The 19,362-nt window shown below is 44.4% G+C and carries 16 protein-coding genes and 2 tRNA genes; 15 read left to right on the forward strand and 3 right to left on the reverse strand.

What is annotated here, in order from left to right; all coding sequences use genetic code 11:
* Positions 1-83 precede the first annotated feature (83 nt).
* From cysC to ACJJIQ_RS05335, 13 genes are all read left to right on the forward strand, one after another.
* Positions 84-713: an adenylyl-sulfate kinase gene (gene cysC, locus ACJJIQ_RS05275; RefSeq protein ID WP_282932285.1), complete on the forward strand. Its 630-nt coding sequence runs from the start codon at positions 84-86 to the stop codon at positions 711-713.
* A gap of 195 nt (positions 714-908) precedes the next feature.
* Positions 909-3,275 (forward strand): DUF6351 family protein, encoded by a 2,367-nt coding sequence (locus tag ACJJIQ_RS05280; RefSeq protein WP_445363933.1) that lies wholly within the window; start codon positions 909-911, stop codon positions 3,273-3,275.
* A 100-nt stretch (positions 3,276-3,375) separates the two neighbouring features.
* Positions 3,376-3,451: transfer RNA gene (locus ACJJIQ_RS05285), tRNA-Val, on the forward strand.
* Between the two features lie 27 nt (positions 3,452-3,478).
* Positions 3,479-3,555, forward strand: a tRNA-Asp gene (locus ACJJIQ_RS05290).
* A 741-nt stretch (positions 3,556-4,296) separates the two neighbouring features.
* Positions 4,297-5,235, forward strand: a complete 939-nt coding sequence (locus ACJJIQ_RS05295) for a 1-aminocyclopropane-1-carboxylate deaminase/D-cysteine desulfhydrase (RefSeq protein WP_445363934.1) — start codon at positions 4,297-4,299, stop codon at positions 5,233-5,235.
* A gap of 181 nt (positions 5,236-5,416) precedes the next feature.
* Positions 5,417-6,289, forward strand: coding sequence for an NAD(+) kinase (locus ACJJIQ_RS05300; protein WP_445363935.1), 873 nt, complete (start codon positions 5,417-5,419; stop codon positions 6,287-6,289).
* Positions 6,290-6,338: 49 nt separating this feature from the next.
* Complete coding sequence (locus ACJJIQ_RS05305) at positions 6,339-7,010, forward strand: hypothetical protein (RefSeq protein ID WP_445363936.1); 672 nt, start codon at positions 6,339-6,341, stop codon at positions 7,008-7,010.
* Between the two features lie 246 nt (positions 7,011-7,256).
* Positions 7,257-7,664 carry an FAD synthase family protein gene (locus ACJJIQ_RS05310; protein WP_445363937.1) on the forward strand — a complete coding sequence of 136 codons (408 nt, stop codon included), beginning with the start codon at positions 7,257-7,259 and terminating at the stop codon, positions 7,662-7,664.
* 89 nt (positions 7,665-7,753) lie between these two features.
* Entirely contained in the window at positions 7,754-10,177 is a 2,424-nt protein-coding gene (locus ACJJIQ_RS05315; protein WP_445363938.1) for a CDP-glycerol glycerophosphotransferase family protein, read from the forward strand.
* Positions 10,116-11,138, forward strand: a complete 1,023-nt coding sequence (locus tag ACJJIQ_RS05320) for a glycosyltransferase family 2 protein (RefSeq protein ID WP_445363939.1) — start codon at positions 10,116-10,118, stop codon at positions 11,136-11,138. Before ACJJIQ_RS05315 ends, ACJJIQ_RS05320 begins: the two co-directional genes overlap by 62 nt.
* Positions 11,139-11,639: 501 nt before the next feature.
* On the forward strand, positions 11,640-12,149 hold the full coding sequence (locus ACJJIQ_RS05325) for a glycosyltransferase (protein ID WP_445363940.1): 510 nt from the start codon (positions 11,640-11,642) through the stop codon (positions 12,147-12,149).
* 86 nt (positions 12,150-12,235) lie between these two features.
* Complete coding sequence (locus ACJJIQ_RS05330) at positions 12,236-12,994, forward strand: hypothetical protein (protein ID WP_445363941.1); 759 nt, start codon at positions 12,236-12,238, stop codon at positions 12,992-12,994.
* Between the two features lie 114 nt (positions 12,995-13,108).
* Positions 13,109-14,056 (forward strand): hypothetical protein, encoded by a 948-nt coding sequence (locus ACJJIQ_RS05335; RefSeq protein WP_445363942.1) that lies wholly within the window; start codon positions 13,109-13,111, stop codon positions 14,054-14,056.
* Positions 14,057-14,254: 198 nt separating this feature from the next.
* On the opposite strand, the gene ACJJIQ_RS05340 is transcribed toward ACJJIQ_RS05335, so the two are convergent.
* The 3 genes from ACJJIQ_RS05340 to ACJJIQ_RS05350 all read right to left on the reverse strand — a co-directional run bounded on the left by ACJJIQ_RS05340 (position 14,255) and on the right by ACJJIQ_RS05350 (position 16,886).
* Complete coding sequence (locus tag ACJJIQ_RS05340) at positions 14,255-15,235, reverse strand: hypothetical protein (RefSeq protein WP_445363943.1); 981 nt, start codon at positions 15,233-15,235, stop codon at positions 14,255-14,257.
* Between the two features lie 248 nt (positions 15,236-15,483).
* A complete protein-coding gene (locus tag ACJJIQ_RS05345) occupies positions 15,484-16,182 on the reverse strand; it encodes an ABC transporter ATP-binding protein (RefSeq protein ID WP_445363944.1) in 699 nt (232 codons plus the stop codon).
* A complete protein-coding gene (locus tag ACJJIQ_RS05350) occupies positions 16,179-16,886 on the reverse strand; it encodes an ABC transporter permease (protein WP_445363945.1) in 708 nt (235 codons plus the stop codon). Before ACJJIQ_RS05350 ends, ACJJIQ_RS05345 begins: the two co-directional genes overlap by 4 nt.
* A 274-nt stretch (positions 16,887-17,160) precedes the next feature.
* On the opposite strand from ACJJIQ_RS05350, the gene ACJJIQ_RS05355 reads away from it, so the two are divergent.
* Together ACJJIQ_RS05355 and ACJJIQ_RS05360 are read left to right on the forward strand one after the other, a co-directional pair.
* Positions 17,161-18,219, forward strand: coding sequence for a glycosyltransferase (locus ACJJIQ_RS05355; protein ID WP_445363946.1), 1,059 nt, complete (start codon positions 17,161-17,163; stop codon positions 18,217-18,219).
* Positions 18,212-19,303, forward strand: a complete 1,092-nt coding sequence (locus ACJJIQ_RS05360) for a glycosyltransferase family 4 protein (protein ID WP_445363947.1) — start codon at positions 18,212-18,214, stop codon at positions 19,301-19,303. Before ACJJIQ_RS05355 ends, ACJJIQ_RS05360 begins: the two co-directional genes overlap by 8 nt.
* The last annotated feature ends 59 nt before the right edge of the window (positions 19,304-19,362 follow it).

Genomic DNA, 19,362 nt, shown 5'->3' on the forward strand with positions numbered 1-19,362 from the left:
TCACAGGCAGGCATTGGCACAGAGTGCAATGAAATGCTTGATACCTGTGACACTAGGATTGTATTCAAGACTTGGAGTAATCAGTGACAGCTACAGTTGAGCAAAAAGCGACCAATGTCCATTGGCATGAGGGTGATGTGACCCGCGAAAACCGGGCGAGTATCCTCGGCCACAAAGGCGTGACTCTCTGGTTCACCGGCCTTTCGGGCTCTGGTAAGAGCACTGTGGCTGTTGCTGTAGAGAAGGCTCTGGCTGCTCGAGGCGTGCTCAGTTACCGTCTGGATGGCGATAACATCCGCTTGGGCATCAATTCTAACCTTGGCTTCTCAGCTGAGGACCGCCAGGAAAATATCCGACGTGTAGGCGAAATTTCCAAGTTGTTTGCGGATACTGGCGTGGTTGTTTTATCCAGTTTTATTAGCCCGTACCGTGAAGATCGTGATTTAGTAAGAAAGATGCATGAAGCAGGTGATCTTCCGTATATGGAAGTGTTCGTAGACTGCCCACTGAAAGAGGCTGAGGCACGCGACCCCAAAGGCTTGTATAAGAAAGCTCGCGCAGGTGAGATCAAAGGTTTTACTGGTATTGATGATCCCTATGAGGCACCTGTTTCACCAGAATTGCACCTGAATACTGCTGAAATGACTCTTGAAGAGGAAGTAGAAGTGATTCTCTCCACTCTCCAAGAGAAAGGCATTATCGCTAAAGACTAGGCGGTACTGCTTTCGAAAGGGGGATCACTAGATCCCCTTTTTTTGTTTTTATCCTAAAGATATTTGCGCTTCTGCGCACCGCTCTACAAGTCCTGCCTCTCTTTAAGTCTTCCTCGGCGCCAACTGCCAGTAGCCTGGGACATCCGTTCATATACTCAAGCTGTACAGAAAGTGATGTTTCCTGTGGAGGCGCTTATGTCCGTTAGGAGAGGCTGGATACTCTCTATTTTGCTCTTGGTGCTAGTGGGCCTGGGGGCAGCAGCTTGGTATGGGTATAACCAGCTGCCAAAAGTCCACGGGAGCGTAGATGCTCCGGTGTTGAAGGTTCCTGAAGGGGTGTTGGACTATCAACCTGCGTCAGCTTATTCCGGCCCTCACCCCCGAATGATGTCCCGCCCGCCTGAATATTTCCCATTTCCTATTGGCTTGGGAGAGGTGGGGCCTGTAGAGACTCTATTCAGTGGCCCAGCCAGGTACCCTCTATATTGCGGGAAAAACAATATTACAAATAAGCAGCCCCTGGTAGACAACCAGGATGGTGAAGGGGTGCCTATCTTTGCCCTAAATGATAAGGGCAGGAAGACAAAAGAGGTTATTGGGTATAGCCGGGATTGCAGTCACGCTACAGAGGTTACCTATTTTTACCGTAGTACCACTGATGGCCAGTTTCACTATATGCATGAGGCCAGAAATGATATCGATCAGGTGACGGTAAACGGGAAGCAGGTAGATTTTATTGTTCGTGTAGAGACAGGCACAATCAACCGTCACTTTTATGCAATAGCAGTATTAAGGGGAGAGGGTGAGTCTGCAGGTAGGCCAACTGGTAGTAACTGGAATAAGCGGCTGATCTATCAGTTTCGTGGTGGCGTAGGCATTGGAGGGCGCCAGGGAAAAATCAACAAAGGAGATATCACCACGCGGCGAATGGATGAGCTTGCGCGCGGTTATGCGATTGTCTATTCGACCGCCAATCAGACTAGAAACCACTACAACATGTGGCTGGCAGAAGACACTGCTCGTAGGGTGAAAAAGCAATTTGTATCGTTATACGGGGATCCAATGTACACCGTTGGCATTGGGGGGTCAGGTGGAGCGATCCAGCAGTATCTATTTGCGCAGAATGCTCCGGGCCTCTTAGATGCCGCTATCCCCTTGTATTCCTACCCAGATATGGTGTCCCAAACAATCTATGCCTTCGACTGTGAGCCACTGGAGTACTTCTTTGACATTGTGGATAGGCAGAATCAACGCTGGAAAAAAGCAGAGGAGCGCACGGTTATCCAGGGGTTAGCTGCCAGTGAGAATGGTTCAAGTAAATTTGGAGTATTGAGTTTTTTTGCTGGGATTTTTGATAGCCGCTACCGAGATAGGATGCAGGGAACCACTGAATGCGTCGAAGGGTGGCGAGGCTTAGTACCGTTGGTTAATAACCCTAACTTTGTTCACTTTGCTAAGAGTTTCGCTGCTGAGGTTGTCCCAAAAGTGCATTGGACGCACTGGGAGGACCTTCGCCAATTTTATGGTGCAAACGCATCAGGGTACGCAAATAGTTCTTGGGATAATGAGGGGGTGCAGTACGGCCTGAAAGCCTTGGTGAACGGCGAAATTAATATAGATACATTTTTACGTGTCAATGCTGCTGTAGGTGGCTGGAAAGCACCAGAAAACCAGAGCCAAGAGCAGTTGTGGTTTATGAATGGGAATATGTTTCCAGTTCGCTTGTCCCTTTGGAGTGAACAAAATCTCAATATGGGAACCCTCCAAAAGCCGGCGAAGCGCAGTCGCGCAAGTCTGGAGGCTATTAATGGAATATATCGTTCCGGGCACGTTTTCCTGGGGGATGCAGAGATCCCCATTATTGATTTGCGGCACTACCTCGATAAAGAGCCTGATATGCACCACAGCTCAGCCTCTTTTTCCGCACGCGAGCGTATTCGGCGTGCCCGTGGACATGCGGAGAACCAACTGATTTGGATGAGTGACAAAGGCTACAACCCATTGCATGAGGCGCTGGATTTAGTCGACCGTTGGATGCAGAACATCATAGAAAACCCAGGTAAAGGTGTAGTGGAAAACCGCCCGGATGATGCCAGTGACCGATGCTTCGACAAAGAAGGAAATTTACTTGCGTCTGGAGGTAAGGTTTGGGATGGCCCCTGGAATAGCCAAACTCCCGGGAAGTGTATGAGGGTATACCCAATTCATAGTACATCAAGGCAAGTGGCGGGGGCACCGGTGACTGATGATGTCTTTAAGTGCGCTCTACAGCCGGTTGAGCGGGCGTTGGCGAAGGGGATCTACGGTCCATTCACTGAGGAAATTTCCAGTCGTGTGGCAGATCTAAAGAAAATATTTCCTACCGGCGTGTGTAATTACAACGAGCAAGACTTGGCCCGCCCCAAAGAGCAGCTGATACCGAGGGGGATCCCAGTGAAGATAGCTGGGCATCTGCTAGACCCAGACTATCGGCAGGGTAAGGTCTTGCAGGGAGCAAGTACTGAAGAGGCTGAAATGAGGGGGGTTCCTGTCTCTTTACCAGACGAATCGGATGGAAATTGATCGGACGTGATTATTTGGCGTGAAAATTGTTGACAGGAATCTACAGTCGGGTAATATGCGCGTCACTCAAGGGGGCACGGCCCCTATAGCAAAGAGCATCGGGTGGTTAGCTCAGTTGGGAGAGCGACGGCCTTACAAGCCGTAGGTCACAGGTTCGACCCCTGTACCACCCACCAACTTCCATAGAGGAAGTTTACTACCGAGGACCGGTAGTTCAGTTGGTTAGAATGCCGGCCTGTCACGCCGGAGGTCGCGGGTTCGAGTCCCGTCCGGTCCGCCAGATCTAAAAGGCTCCCTCGAAAGAGGGGGCCTTTTTTTTTGCGGAAAAATAGGTTTTTGAGGGTGCTTTTAGATTTTTGCCTGGTCTGGCTGACTGCTTGCCTTGTGGGCAAGGCACGTAATTGGGGCTAGATCTGTGGCTTATTTCGTCGAGTATAAACTGGTCCGATAGATTTGATTTTCCGCGTAGATAATTTTTCTTTACCGATTGAAAGTGTATTGAGCGGTTAATTGCAAATTTCCAGCTTTAGCCTGGTGGGTTCGGGTGTTGCCAGGAATGTTGTGGAGCAGCGTCTGATTAATCTGACCTGGAGAAGGGTAAGCCCAGTAATGGCTTGTTTTGTGGGCTCTGGAGGCGATTTTCGGTTAGATTAAAAGGGAAAGTGGGTAGAGGCCTGTTTTTTAGGGTGATTGGTTTCGGCGATTGTTTTTGATTTTGTTGATAGCAGTCGACTGAGAATTATCTACTTAATGGGTAGGGTTGACCGTTGTGATGGTGTGATTTTCGGTAAATATTGTCCCGTTTTTTAACTGTCAATTATAAGCCTCGATTCAGAAGAGACTGCTCGGTTTTATTTTGTTATGTGGTTTGTCAGACATGACGGGTAGAAGGGGCGTATCGTTCGGAGCAATGACTTCTCGTTTTGATCAGTAACGCTTGGCAGTATGACATTGCGGGTAAGTTTCTGAATATCTACCTACTAGAGGGGGTGTAAAAATTCGCTATCTAACTTGCCTTAACTTGGAGAGCATTGTCGATGCAGCACGGGCAGTCCCTTACCAGCGAGTCGATAGTGATCAGTTTTTCGGGGTTGAAGTGTGGGTTCGTCGGGATGATCTGCTGGACCCGCTAATTTCAGGAAATAAGGCTTACAAGCTCCTGTACAATCTAATCGAAGCTGACAAGAAGGGTGCAGAAGTCCTGGTCACTTGCGGTGGTGCTTGGTCGAATCATTTGCATGCTACAGCAGCGGCGGGGGCACGCTTTGGGTTTCGTACAGTTGGTATTGTTCGCGGCCAGCGACCACCCGTGATGGGCGGTATGCTTCAGGATGCAGAGCGGTTGGGGATGCGGTTGCTGTTTATTTCTAGGCAAGAGTATCGGCTTCGTCATCAGCCTGATTTTTTGAGGCAAATTGGGCTAGCGTCCAGTTGCGGACTCTACATCCCCGAAGGTGGAGCAAACCTTGCTGGAGCAAGAGGCGTGAGCCTGTTGGGGCAAATTATCGAAGAGACGGCCCCGGTTAAATTTGACCAACTCTGGGTGGCCTGTGGTACTGGGTTAACTTTGGGGGGGCTGGCCGCATCGGTAGGCAGTTGCCCGGTGTATGGCGTTGAAGTACTAAGAGCTGGGGGTGGGATTAGGCGAGAGGCGCTACATTGGCGGGCAGAGTTATCGCAAATTAAAGCCTCTGATGATTCACGTATTGCTGAGAATAACATCCAGCTGACCAGTCAGTATCACTGTGGCGGCTATGGCAAGTACCCTGCCCCACTGTTGGATTTCCATCAGTCTTTTGAATGTCAGTCCGGTATCCCTTTGGACCCTGTGTATACAGCAAAGCTTTTTTATGCCCTTTCTCAAGAAGTTCGTGCCGGCCGCATTTGCCATGGATTTAAGGTGTTAGCGCTTCACTCTGGGGGACTGCAGGGTCGGCGCGGATTCTATCATGCCGTTTGAATTAAAAGTGTGGTCGTTCGGCAGAGCGCAGCCTTTGACTTGTCGTCCTAAATTCGACTCATGTACCAAGCTAAGGCATAATTGCCTGTCACAATTGGCTATGCATGCATAATGAAATTGCGTGTCAGTTAGGTTCGCTGCGGATCATAAGGTCCAGGCGTGGGAACTCAGAGGGCGAGCATTGTCAGAATTTCAAAATATTGGGTTGATCGGACGCACTGAAAGTAGTAGCGCTGTAATGTCACTTACTCGTCTGATGGCTTTCCTAGAGAAGGAGGGTTACGCCATCGTATTGGAGGAGGAGACGTCAACCGCAGTGAGACACAGTGCACGCATTTCCCCAAGAGATAAGTTGGGTGAACTCTGTGATTTAGTCATCGTTGTTGGTGGTGATGGAAGTTTGCTCTCTGCTGCTCGAGCTTTAGCTAAGTTCAGTGTGCCTCTCCTTGGTATAAATCGCGGCCGCCTGGGATTTCTTACCGATATAACTCCTGACGAGGTTGAGCAAAAAGTTGGTGAAGTTTTAGCTGGAAAATATATGGCCGAAAGCCGTTTCCTGCTCGATATGTCGGTTTCAAGAAATGGTAGCTTGGTTGCCAATGGGTCTGCTCTGAATGATGTAGTGCTTCACCCTGGCGAATTTATTCGAATGATTGAGTTTGACTTATTTATTGACGGTCAATTTGTGTATACGCAGCGTTCAGACGGTCTCATCATATCGACACCAACAGGTTCAACAGCCTACGCCCTTTCTGGGGGGGGGCCAATAATGCATCCAAAGCTAGATGCGATTGTTTTAGTACCCCTGAATCCGCATACCCTTAGTAGTCGTCCGATTGTAGTGGAGGGTAGCAGTGAGTTTGAGCTCATTATTGGCGAGCAAAATATAACTAAGCCATATGTTACTTGTGACGGCCATGACCAAGTAATCACAAAGCCGGGCGATCGAATTCGAATTCATAAAAAGCCGCATCGCTTAACGCTCATACACCCCCTGGAGCATAATTTTTATGGAATATGTCGCTCCAAACTTGGCTGGGCTGGTGGTGCATAAGCATGCTCTTTACCTTAAATTTATCCTCTTTTGCTAGGTTGTGATTTATATGCCGAAATATAGCAATGTATTTGTAATTACTTATGGGCGAAGTGGCTCCACTTTGCTTTTGGGTGTTCTGAACTCTATAGATGGATATTTAATAAGAGGTGAGAATTTTAGTTTCGTCTGGCATTTATATAAAGCATTTTGCTCACTAAAAAAAACGGAAAAAGAGTTTGGCGACTCTCGATCAGAGTCGCCTACATCTCCTTGGTATGGAGCAAGCAAGCTAGACTTTGATAAGTATTTAAAATCAACAAAAAAAACGATTTTAGAGCAGTTAAATCGTGACCAAGGTCTATTTAAAAAGAGAGCTAAAGTTGTAGGATTTAAAGAGATAAGATATATCGAGCCTAGCCAAGTTGAGGAGCTTGAAAGTTACATAGAATTCCTCAGGCAAGTTTTTGATAAGCCGGCATTTATTTTTAATACGAGAAATTTAACGGATGTAGTTAAGTCCAGTTGGTGGAAAAATCGTGATGAAAATCTAGTTAGGAAAAAACTGGGCAAGGCTGAGGAGAGATTTAACCTGTTAGCAGGCAAATATGACGATTGCCTGTTAGTTAGCTATGAGGGTGTTGTTTCCCGCAGAGAAGTTAAAAGTATATTTGACTTTCTGGGTGAAGACTTCCATGAAGAGAAGGTAGAGACGCTTCTAAAGGTTCGGCACAGTTATTAAGCTTTCGAGGTCGAGTAGATTAATGAGGTGGCATCTCACAGTGGAATGTAGATGATTAGCGTTAATCACTTATCGGTAAGCTAATAAAATACAACTGGTTATTGTTGAGTTTTCTGGGTGTTTTAATATTGGCTCTTTAAATTTTTAGCGTATCGGTCGTCAGAAGGGTTATATCATGGGTTTATAATGTTTTCTGTATGTAGATCAAATTTCTTTATACGTAAACATTGATAGTAGGCGATAGTTATGGAAGTTTTAAAGAGAATTATTACATTTGGAACTTTTGATGTGTTTCACATTGGGCATGTAAATATTTTAGAGAGAGCCAAAGAGTTGGGCGCTTATCTGGTTGTAGGTGTTTCCTCTGATGCCCTAAATATTAGTAAGAAGGGGCGCCCGCCAATTTACAATCAAGATGACAGGATGAAAATTGTAGAGTCACTTCACTGTGTTGATGAGGTCTTTCTGGAGGAATCTTTGGAGCTGAAGGGACAGTATATTAGGCAGTACGATGCAGATATCTTGGTTATGGGAAATGATTGGGAAGGCAAATTTGACTGCTTTTCAAATATCTGTAAGGTCCAATATTTTTCTAGAACTGAAGGAATATCGACATCAAAAATAATTAAACAAGTAGCTCTTGACTTTAGTTGACCTGAGAAAGAAGCACCTGAATTATTGGTATTTGAGCATAGATAATCGCTATGAAAATATGTGTATTTAGTCTTAGCCTGAAGATGCAGATGACAGGCATTGATAAGGTTGCCGTAGAAGTTTGCAATGAAATGGTGCTAAGAGGTCATGAAGTAGTCTATATAACTGTTCCGGGAAAGTTTAAGACAGAATATCTTGAGTTAAGCAAGAGAATTCGACTGCATTTGATTAGTAACAATTATCGTAAAAATAATATAGAAAAATTGCGCTCTATACTATTGGCCGAGATGCCTGATGTTGTTATTCCAATGTTCAGTAATTCCATTGTTAGTATTTTTTTGGGTGCTCTACGTGGGACTGGTATCCCGTTAATCCTCTCCGAGCATAGCGATCCAGAGTATTACATTGATCGATGGTGGACCCTTGGGCGAGGGCGGGAGGAAAAGCGTCATGCTCGGCTAATGAGTTTTTATGCTGCAGATCAAGTTCACTTACTGAATCATAAATTTGCAGATGACCTGCCGGACTTTTTGAAAGATAAGCTGTCGGTAATTCCTAATCCAGTCCCCATCTTGATTGACGATATCAGTACCTTTAACGATAGAGAAAAGATAGTTGTATCGATAGGAAGACTGGAAGAGTCTGGAAAAAATCTTAGCTTACTTATCCATGCATTTTCCTTGCTAAAAAATAGACTTAATGGCTGGAAATTACATATATATGGTGATGGACCGGATAAAGAGTATTATAGAAGTATCATCTCCCAGGAGAGCCTTCATGATCATGTGAAGCTCAAAGGCTTCACGGAAAAACCTAAAGAGGTTATTGGTGGATCAAGAGTCTTCTGTATCCCATCAGTTTTTGAAGGGTGTCCGTTAACGCTGATCGAGTCGAAGGCGCTAGGTGTTCCGGCATTAGGGTTTCATGATTGCACGGGAGTGCAGCAAATGATCCATCATGGTGTGGATGGGTTGTTAATACAAGAGCGTACCCCGCAAGCGATTTCCATAGCTCTCGAAGCTCTCTTCAGAGATGAGGGCTATTTAGAGTCGCTATCTAAAAATGCATTGGAAGATGCAAAAAAATACGAAAGGGGGCGAGTGTTTGATCAGTGGGAAAGTATGATCGAACGGGTTGTAAGCCAGTCCAAAGCGTATGGATCAAAGCTTGATTCGGTACCGTATTACAACCTCCAGCAGCAACTAAATTTTGAATTGGATGAGCTAACCAAAAATTTCTCCTACCAGAAGAGATTATCACCAGAGAGCTATTTGAATGAATGGAGGAAAGCGCAGCGATACATCGGTGATGTTGAGCGCTCTTTTTCATGGCGTATCACCAAACCTCTGCGATGGATGAAGCTTCTTTTGAGATCCCTCTTGGATTTTCGTGTGTCGCTCAAGAAGGTAATGTCAAGAAAGGTAGTTCTCCGCAACTGGTTACTCCGAAAGATAGGGGGCATGCTACCCTCTCGTGGTGTAGTTTTTATTGATGTTCCGGGTTTTCAAGATATGAAAACTACTTTTGGTAGTTTTTTTGAAAAGGAGTGTTTTTTCGAAAACATGCCTTTCCCATTCTTTAAAGATCTGAAAATTGCCAGGGCGAAAGTTATTGTATCTGCTTGTGGTGCAGTGAAATCTGAAATAAACCAAAAGGCAAGTAGGCTTGAGTTGTGGCATGCTAGTGGGGCAGTGAAATCTGTAGATAACCACTCTTATAAAAGGCTTTCTTCTAAATATGTAATCGCTTCTCCTTCAGATGATATGAGCAATCAGTATGCGAAGTACTTTAATGTCAGCATTGAAGATGTGCTTTCTGTGGGCGTCCCTAAAACCGATAAACTGATTTGTCCGTCGAGCCTGCAAAGTATGAGGGATGATTTTTTTTCCAAAAATAAAGAGTTGTACGGAAAGAAAGTGTACCTATTTGCACCTACATTTCGCGGGCAATGGCCTACGGATGTTTGGTACAGCTGTAAATTGGATTTTTCAAAGATAGCATCTCGCTTGCAAGAAGATGAAGTGTTTTTGGTAAAATTACATCCGTCTATTTTTAATTACAATGGGTATCATAATATTGACTTTGTAGCTGGGAAAGTAATTGATGCTCGTGATTGCTCAATAGATCAATTATTGGCCGTTTCTGATGCCGTGATTTCAGACTATTCTTCAATAATTTTCGATGCTGTATTGATGAATAAAAAAATGGTTTTGTATGCAGAGGATATAGACTTGTATGATCTTGATCGCGGGCTCTCATATGACTATCGAGGTCTTGCGCCATGTCCAATAATGGAAAGTCCGGATGAGTTAAAGTTGTTGAACTTTCTCAGATGGGGAGTTGTAGATCAATATGCGTATAAATTATTTAGAGACTATTTTGTTAATCGCTGTGATGGGAACTCTACATCAAGGGTCCTTGAATTAATAAATGAGTTGGCAGGTAAGGGGCATGGTAAATCCAAAAGTTTCAATAGTGGTTCCAGTATACAATACGGAGAGTCTCCTGGATGAGTGCTTGAAAGGAATAGTCAATCAGACATACAACAATTTAGAAATTATAGTGGTTGATGACTGTTCTCCGGACAAGGCTGTGGATGTTGTAAGGAAATGGCAGAAGAGAGATGCTAGGATTTCTCTTGTTCAGCATAAGGAAAACAGGGGCTTACCTGCTGCTCGAAACACCGGGTTAAGGCATGTAACAGGAGATTACGTTAGGCATGTGGATAGTGATGATGTGATCCCACACGATTCCACTGAAAAATTATTGAGGCGAGCGCTAGAAACCGAAAGTGACATTATATGTGGTAATGCCGCACGATTAACATCTAAAGGTATAAAAAGGGAGTCGTGGCTCGCTAGGCATATGGAGAATAAAAGCCATTTGAAGTTTGGAGAGGAGCCAAACTTATGGCCGCACCTGGGTAACGTTTATACTTATCTTTTCGATGTCAAATTTATGTTAAAGCATGATTTGAAGTTTCACGAACCGGTTATGTATGGTGAAGATCAGGTTTTTGTCAGTCGAGCAATGCCACTAGCAGAGTCAATTTCGTATTGTCCGAGTTATACTTATTTTTATCGAGATAATAACGATTCAATGACGTATGGATTGTCTATAAAAAAAATTGAAGACGAACTTACGTGGCCTGTTCTTGTTAGAGAGAACTTGAAAAACCATCCGGACGCTTTTCTATATACAATGATGAGGAGCTCAAAGCATCGCTTTAAGACAATAATGGATGCGCTCCCCGTATACGGAGAAGAGCAGTGTATCAAGTTTATAGATATGGCGAAAAGGTGTTATAAGGGGATTCGTACAGTCGATTTATACTCAGCAGATACACAACACCTGCATCACTATTTTAGACCAAACACCATACATCTTTTAAACTTGTTCTTAAATGAGAATGCTAAGGATATTTATAAAGTCTTGAAGTCGGAAAAAAGTAACAAGTTAATTTTTGAAGATTAGCAAGTAGGATTTAAATTAATTAAGAGTTGAGTTTTATTCTAACTGCTGTTGATAGTCGCGCCGATAACTATGTAATTAATTAAAGTGTAAGTTATGCCACTTGCTCTTGTTGGTCTTTGGCTTTGAGTAGGGGGTAAGGTGCATATTGTAGCAAAATCTGTATGGGCCGCCCATGCGAGTATAAAGGGGAAATGAGTTTCCCTCTTAATTATTAATGGTTGTGATTGTAAGCCAGGGGAGATAGTTTCCATGTTTGCCCAGCTTCGTGTTAGATATTAAGTGTGGTGATTTGTGCGAAATTTTCTCACTAGCTTTACAGCACTGGTTACCTTTCACCGGGAGGGGCTTCTTGCGCATAAAACCCTCCTTTCTATAGATCGGTGCAGACGATTCGCTGAAAATCATGGTATTAAGTGCAGGATTTTGTGTTCGGCAGACAAGGCTGATGAATTGACGGTAAGGACGCTGCGGGCCTCCCCATTCCTCAGAGAAGATGATTCCGTGCTAGAAGTAAATCTAGGAGATTTGGGGGAATCTCGTAATCATCTAATAGGAGTTGCTGAAAGTGATTTTGTTGGTACATTTGACGGGGATGATTACTTTTCAGAGAACTGGATAACTCAAGCGGTTAAGTTAGCGGCGGCGAACGAGCTGTATATTTGCCACCCTGAGATAATTATAACTTTCGGCAAAGAGAAGCAATGGTGGCGTCAGCCTGATCAGATTGCGGATCGCGTAGCGAAAGAGGTCCTCCTTAAGTTAAATCCCTGGAATGCTTGTATGGTAACTAATTTAGCATTAGCTAAAGAAGTCCCTTATCAGCCGGTTGCAGTTGAATCGGGCTTGGGGTTTGAAGACTGGCACTGGAATGCTGAAACTATGTCTCTTGGAAAAATTCATCGTTCGGTCCCAAAAACGGTTAGATATGAGAGAAGAAAAGTGTTTGGATCGCTATGTAAATCGCACGAGGACGGCGGGGCTACTATAGGTAGGTCTAAGATGTTCGATTAAATCAGGTCATATATATTCTTTATGGTAGTGAGCCCCCCCCCCAAGCTGGAGTTGGGATTTTTATTGATTATTTTTAAGCTTTACATATGCTAAACAATTTAATTAAGAGGTTTTTCAGTTATATTAGGGGGCTCTATAGCCTTGTTAGAGCAAGGCTCTCCCAAAATATACCCGAGTGGGCTGTTGTCGACCTTACATCAGTATCTAGGGAGATTGATGAGAATGTTTGGAGGGATAAAAAGGATATTTCCTCTATACAGCATATCGACCTACCCTTAGATGATAAAAAGCTTGGGCGCCATTATTTTCTCCTGAAGTCGTCATTGCGGAAAAAATCTTACTCGTATGTATTTATATCTCAAAATTTAGAGGCAGCGCTAGATTTTGCATCAAAATATTTCAAAAGTGAGGGGCTGAGCATAGAAGATGGTAAGGCCTTGTTTGTACTGGTAGAGGAGGAGAGAAGCTACCCCCTTAATTCTCTTTGCTCTTCTTTTGATGTTGTTAGTGTTGGAAGTCTAAACTTAAATCTTACTGATTTAAGTAGTTTGGTTGAGCGTTTACTCATTCAGCTTGGGCCAGAGAAAATTTTATTGGTCAGCTCTTCATTGTGTTGGCGGCTTCTGAGGAATAGAGTCCGAACTTTGCGGTATTTTTCAGAGGTGGCTGTCTATTTCCCAGAAAACAGTGATACCCACGATAAATTGCCAGATTTACATCTTGAAAACTGTCTAATTGAATGTATGCCTTTTTTAAATTATTTAATTTTTTCTGATCATATAATGATGGACCGCTGGCAGGCGAGCCTAGGTTATTTTGATAGTGTGCTACTAAGTAATAAGTAAGTATAGTTTTTTTAATGACTGATTTTTAACTTTTTATAGTCGCGTTAATATTTTGGCTTTTAGGGCGTGAAGCTGAGTTCTCTTTGGCTGCGTTAGGTTTAAGTATAAGGTTCAATGGATAAGCAAATATTTACAGTATGCACGACAGATCGCATAAACGGTGCCTTGGCGCTGTTTGATTCTTTGAAAGAGGCTAGCTTTTCAAAGTTTTACGTATTTTATATTGGTGATATGTCTGGTTGTAGGTTTGAAGTGGACCCCAGAATAGAATTTGTTTCTTCCCGTGAAGTGATTGGGGAAGGCGGGGAGTATCAAGGGAAATATGAACTTCTTTCTTTGACTGAGCGGTGTTGTCATTTGAAAGTGCATGCCCTCCATTATATGTTGAAACTAAATGGTGACAGAGATGTCTCGCTGCTTTACGCGGATTCAGACATATATTTCTTTGATAATAATCTTGAATTTATGGAGGGTAGTTGGAGTGTATTGCTAACCCCCCACCTTACGCCTGACAACCAGAGAGATGCCTCTGAGTGGGCTACGTTAATGAAATCAGGTACATATAATGCTGGCCTCTTTGTCGTGAAAGCCGGGGCGGTGGGGCGAGCTTTTTGCGATTATTGGATAAATTGCGTAAACACAGATTGCTCAATAGATTATTTTAGAAATGTGAATGCAGATCAGAAATGGTTGGATCTCGTGCCTACACTTTTTTATGGGGTCAAAATATCTAATGATGCAGGCTTAAATCTGGGACATTGGAGAGTTGACAAGACTGATGAGGTTAGCTGTCAGGGGGAAGTGTTTTTTGTTGGTGATGCGGTGATTAGATGCTTCCACTTTAGTGGATATTCTTTTGATCAGTTACCTTTAGTTTCTTGTCACTCGGCGTTGATAGCAGAAAAAGGTTCTGCGTTGCGGAGGATGGCTGAAACTTACTCCTCAAAAATGGAGATGTACAAAGAGTTTAATCAGCCTTTGGGGTTCAAGCTAGGTAATAGGTTTCGCTTTACAAAGTTTCTATTTAGGCTTAGGAATTTTCTTGTCAAGTTTGTTGTCTAGGTGTCAACCATTTAAGCTGGATGTATAATTTTCTTTTATTTCACCATTGAGTCCACTTCATTTGATGGTTTTAATCCCTGATGGTTTTAATCCCTGATGGTTTAGGTGGGGAGTGCAGTTCTCTCCCCCCCCCCCTAAAATGACAAAAAGTGTGAGTTTGAAAGGTGATTCTCCCTGGTGCGAGGATTGCTATCTATATTATTTATTTATTTGAGCTTTCAATTTTTTGTTTTTGTTATTAACTTTAGATAAGAATTGAGCAATGATGTTTTCTGCATCATTAACAATGCTAGTCATGCCGGGTTGTTTTTCGCAATAAGCTATAGGGGGATTTGAAATCACTGGTGCAAGTGTGCGTAGAGTAAGGTGGTTGTAGAGTTTGGATAGGTATCTTGTAATTGCTCTCTTGTTCCTACTTAGTATAGGGCCGCTTTTTTGTCCTCCGGAAATAGACTCTAGGCTGTCTGATAAAGAATGCCTTAAACCAGGTAGTTGATTTCTACTTAATATTGATAAAGCATATATTCCTGCCATGCTTGGCGTTATATTTTTTCTATTCGTGAGGAGGGGGAGTTCACGGACCTCCTTGGGTAAATCGAAGTTGCTTAAGAGATCTTTAATGATACTCTGCTCATTCCATTGTGAGCTTTCGTAGGGGCGAGTGACTACTGATGAGGGGAATACCGCATTCCACTTGGTAAGGAACCGGGCCTTTAAAGCCGCCGAAAAGACACTTCGATCTAATAATGCGGGCGTATAGATAGCGAGTCTATATTGCTTCTTAAATGAATTATATGACTGGGCACTCTTTAAGCGCTGAAGCACCCCGGATTCTAAATACTGGTCCGCACTACGAATATAAGCTAGTATTTGGGTATTTTTATGATTTAGCCAGCCGTGAAACCTAAATATTTCTGCCTGGTTGAGCATGCAGAATGCTTCAGAGCTAAGAATTATATGGGCAGGCTTCTTACTGAGAAGACTATTTAGCTCTTGCCAGCCAGGTCCCTTCTCGCCACACTGAACCTCCTTCGCTAAAATCTCGTGGTTAATATGCTTTCCCTTAAGCTGTGGGTAACAGACTCCGTGTTCGAGCAGAGCTTTACGATTTTGGCTTAGGGTAGATTGGATCGCTGTAGAGCCAGCCTTGTCTGAGCCGATATGTATATGAATTTTCATGAGTTTTAGTTGGGGCCTGCGGAAGGGGCAAGTGCTTATCAGTGCTTCCTAATTTGTTGATTTAAGCTGTAACTGATCTTAATTATGGCATAGTCGCTAATTATAGGCTGGGCTGATTCAATCCCTGTAATTAATCTTTACTTGAGCCCTAACCTACAGCATTCGAGAGTCTTAATTCATAAGGGGAGTGCTGTTTAATATAGTTTGCTTTTTAGATAAATGTTGAAGAAGAAAGTACAGTCGCACTCTTACGCGGGTATTACTTCTGACTCATAAGCCTTAAGGACTTCTTGTGTGTTCCCAATTATTTTAACCTTACCATTTTCAATCCATAACACTCGATCACATAGGTTGTTTAAGGTTTGAGTAGAATGGGAAACCAATACCACGGTCTGGTTTGACTGGACCTTAGCTTTCAGCGCCTTCGCTGACTTCCTCTTGAACTCTTTATCGCCAACCCCAAGGATCTCGTCTAGAAGGAGAATGTCGGGTGTAGCATGAATGGCTGTTGCAAAGCCAAGGCGCGCTTTTTGGCCAGCAGAAAAAGTACCGACAGGCTCTCTGATCACCTCACCAAGCCCCGAAAACTCTTTGATATTTGGGATTAGCTTTTTGGCCTGCCGAATGCTGCTTCCCTGAGTTACCAGGGCCATAAGCGCATTATCAGCGCCGCTTAAATTTTTATTGAACCCTAGCCCTAAAGATAATAACTGGGAGTTAATGCCTGGGGAGCGGATAATTTTACCCGAATTAGGGGCAATGATATCGGCTAATAGTTTGAGTAGAGTCGATTTGCCAGCGCCATTACGCCCAATAACTCCAAGAGTCTCACCAGGAAATAAGTCAAATGAAACATCTTTTAGTACCCATTTGCGCTTTGAAAACAGGCTTACTCTACCCCGGTAAGCCAAGCCTACTTTGCAGAAGGTTAATATGGGTGAACTCATAGCAAAACCCTTGGATATGTTTTATCAAGAGCCTTGATTAGAGTGAGCGCTAAAAGTAAAGATAAGCTACCAAAAAGAAATGGATACATGAGATCACCGAAGGATGGTATTTCGCCTTCAAGTAAAATCATTCTGTAGTTATTAAGTACTTCAGCAAATGGATTTAGCATAAGCAGCTCCTGAACATCTAGGGGGCGGCTATTGATGTCAAAAAATATACCTGAAGTGAATAGCACTCCAGTAATGCCCAAGGGTACCAAGTGTTTGAGGTCTGGTATCAGTGGAATTGTGGCAGCAGCAAGCATGCTGACCCCAAGGTTAATGACCAACTGACAAAAAATAATAGGTATAAGCCCTACCCATGCTATCGTTGGGGGGAGCCCTGAGAGCCAAAGCACTCCACCCAATATTGGCAAGACGCACAGGAATCTTAAAAGCATTGATAGGTTAATTGAGCAGGGGAAAATCCACTTGGGCAGATAAAATTGGCCAAGTATGCCTTTATTGTTGAGTATCGATTCGGCACTGCCGCTAATGCTAGATGCAAACCACTTAAATGGCAGCATGCCACAGAGAAGAAATACAAGAAAACCGGTCCCTGTTTCGCCACCGCGAAACCCAGATGAGAATGCGAAATAGAGTAGCCCTGTGAGGAGAAGCGGCTCCATTACCCACCAGATAGTTCCCAAGTAGGTATTTTCCATGTCCGCCTTCAAAGCGTTAACGCCTCTGAGCCAAACAATATTGAAGTAATTCTTAAGCATCCAGGTGTAACTGTTACAAGTAGGTATGGCATTATAAATGCACTGTAGCGGCAAATATACAGTAACAGCTTTAGAAACAACAGCTTACATGCTGTAAACTAGTACGTTGAAATTGTAAAGGCCATATGTTTTGGTACAAAAAGTAACTGCAGCTCACTGTTATAGGACATTCCTCCCTGAAACCCAGGGGGGACTGGAACAGGCTATATTTCAGATGGCGAGATCGGGAGGTGAGGTGTTAGCACTTTCTTCCAGGCCTGGTTCCTATGAGATTGAGCCGGGCTTGCAAGTTCGGGCAAGTCGCCGCTGGTTTTCTTTCAAGTCAATGTGTTTTGGACCTGGTTTGCTACTGGATGTATGGCGTAGCAAAGCGAAAGTGTTGCACTTGCACTTTCCTTGGCCTTTTGGTGATCTTGCCTATCTGTTTGCAGGCAAGCGGCGCCCTTTAGTCGTGACTTACCATTCTGATGTGGTGAGACAGAAGTGGCTGCTTAAGCTTTATACCCCTCTTATGAATCGTTTCTTTGCCAAAGCGGATCGTATCGTCGCTACTTCAGAGCAGTATGTGGCAACAAGTCCTGTTTTGCAGCGCTGGAAGCATAAGGTCTCTGTGATTCCCTTGGGGGTTGATGAGGATACCTTGCCGCCCCCGCGTGAAGATGACTTGAAGCGTATTGAGGCCACCTATGGCCAGGGTTTCATGCTTTTTGTTGGTGTTCTTCGTTACTATAAAGGTCTTGAATACCTGGTTAGTGCAGCTGAGGGGGCTGGCTGCCGCATATTGATTGCGGGGGCGGGGCCGGAAGAGGGGCGTATGCGCGCTCTTGTTTCTAAGCTAGGCCTGAATAACGTTGAATTTCTGGGGTTTGTATCCGATGAAGAGAAGGCAGCATTGTATAGACTATGTGGTGCTGTAGTTTTTCCTTCTCATCTGCGTTCTGAAGCCTTCGGGGTCACCTTGATTGAAGGGCTTATGGCCGGTAAGCCGCTGATTAGTTGTGAGATAGGGACGGGTACCAGCTTTGTAAATGAGAATGGTGTAACTGGCCACGTGATACCTCCAGCGGATAGCTCCGCGCTCCGGGCGGCTATGAATGACCTCAGCTCCAACCCTGAAAGAGCCAAGATAATGGGGGCTGCAGCTCGCCAGCGTTATGAGGCCCTGTTCACGGGCGAGAAGATGCGAGAATCGTATCAAGAGCTTTATCGGGAAGTTCTAGGGTCTGATGTTGGTAGTGAGGTGATTGACTCCGACAGGAGTTCCTGTGCTTAGGATTGGTGTTGATGCCAGACCATTGTCAGTTGTCACTACAGGTATTGGCCGTTATACGGAAGCCCTCATTGAGCGTATGGTACAAAGCGGGCATGAATGGTTCCTTTATAGTGATGCGCCGCTGCCTGAGAGGCTCTGTGATGTAGCTAATGTGGTCGTACGTACAGGGAAGGTTGGGCGTAAATCACTGGGTACTCTTTTTGCTCAAGCCCGCTTCCCATCCTGGGCTAGGCATGATGACTTGCAGGTATTCTGGTCCCCCAGGCATCATTTACCGCTGATGATGCCGTCTTCAGTAAGCCGGGTGGTGACGATTCACGACGTGGTTTGGGCGCGCTTTCCTGAAACTATGTCTGTATTTGGTAAGCACCTAGAGCGTGGGTTGATGCCCCCTTCGGTAAACTCGGCGCAAACGGTGATAGCGGTATCAGCATTTACCGCCGATGAGCTCACAGAGTTAATGCCGAAGTCTGTGGGTAAGACTGTTGTTATTCCCGAAGCACCTTTCCTGGAAAATACTGACGACCGCATTGATGGGGAGTATTTCCTTTTCGTCGGTACTCTGGAGCCCCGGAAAAATTTGGAACGCCTGCTGGCCGCATATCGAGCTTACTTGGATATGGCTACTCAAGGAGCATTGCCGCTTTATGTTTGTGGTGGGCAAGGCTGGGGGCTGCCTCGATTAAGTGAAGTTATTGAGGGGTTGGGTTTAGGAGAAATGGTAAAGGTGCGGGGTTATGTGCCTGATCACGAGTTAAGTGGCTTGTATCATAATGCCAGAGCTTTGCTTATCCCCTCGATTTATGAGGGGTTTGGGCTGCCTATTGTTGAGGCGTTTTCGCAGAATACGCCGGTTTTGACCTCTAATACTGGAGCTATGCGGGAGGTGGCTGGAGGTGGAGCTATTTTAGTCGACCCTCTTTCGGTTTCTAGCATGGCTAATGGTATCCATCAGCTGCATTCAGATTTGGATTTGGTCCATAGCCTTCAGGAATCTGCATGCGCTCGGGTAAAAGAGTTTTCTTGGGATCGAGCAGCGGAAGCCACCTTGAAGGTGTTGGAGGAGGCTGCTATCAACGGGTAGCTGGCTTTGGTTCATCTTTTTATAGCGCTAGCTTCTACATCATTCTCTTTTCGGACGGG

The organism is Microbulbifer maximicatervae (SeqCode) (genome assembly GCF_052468295.1).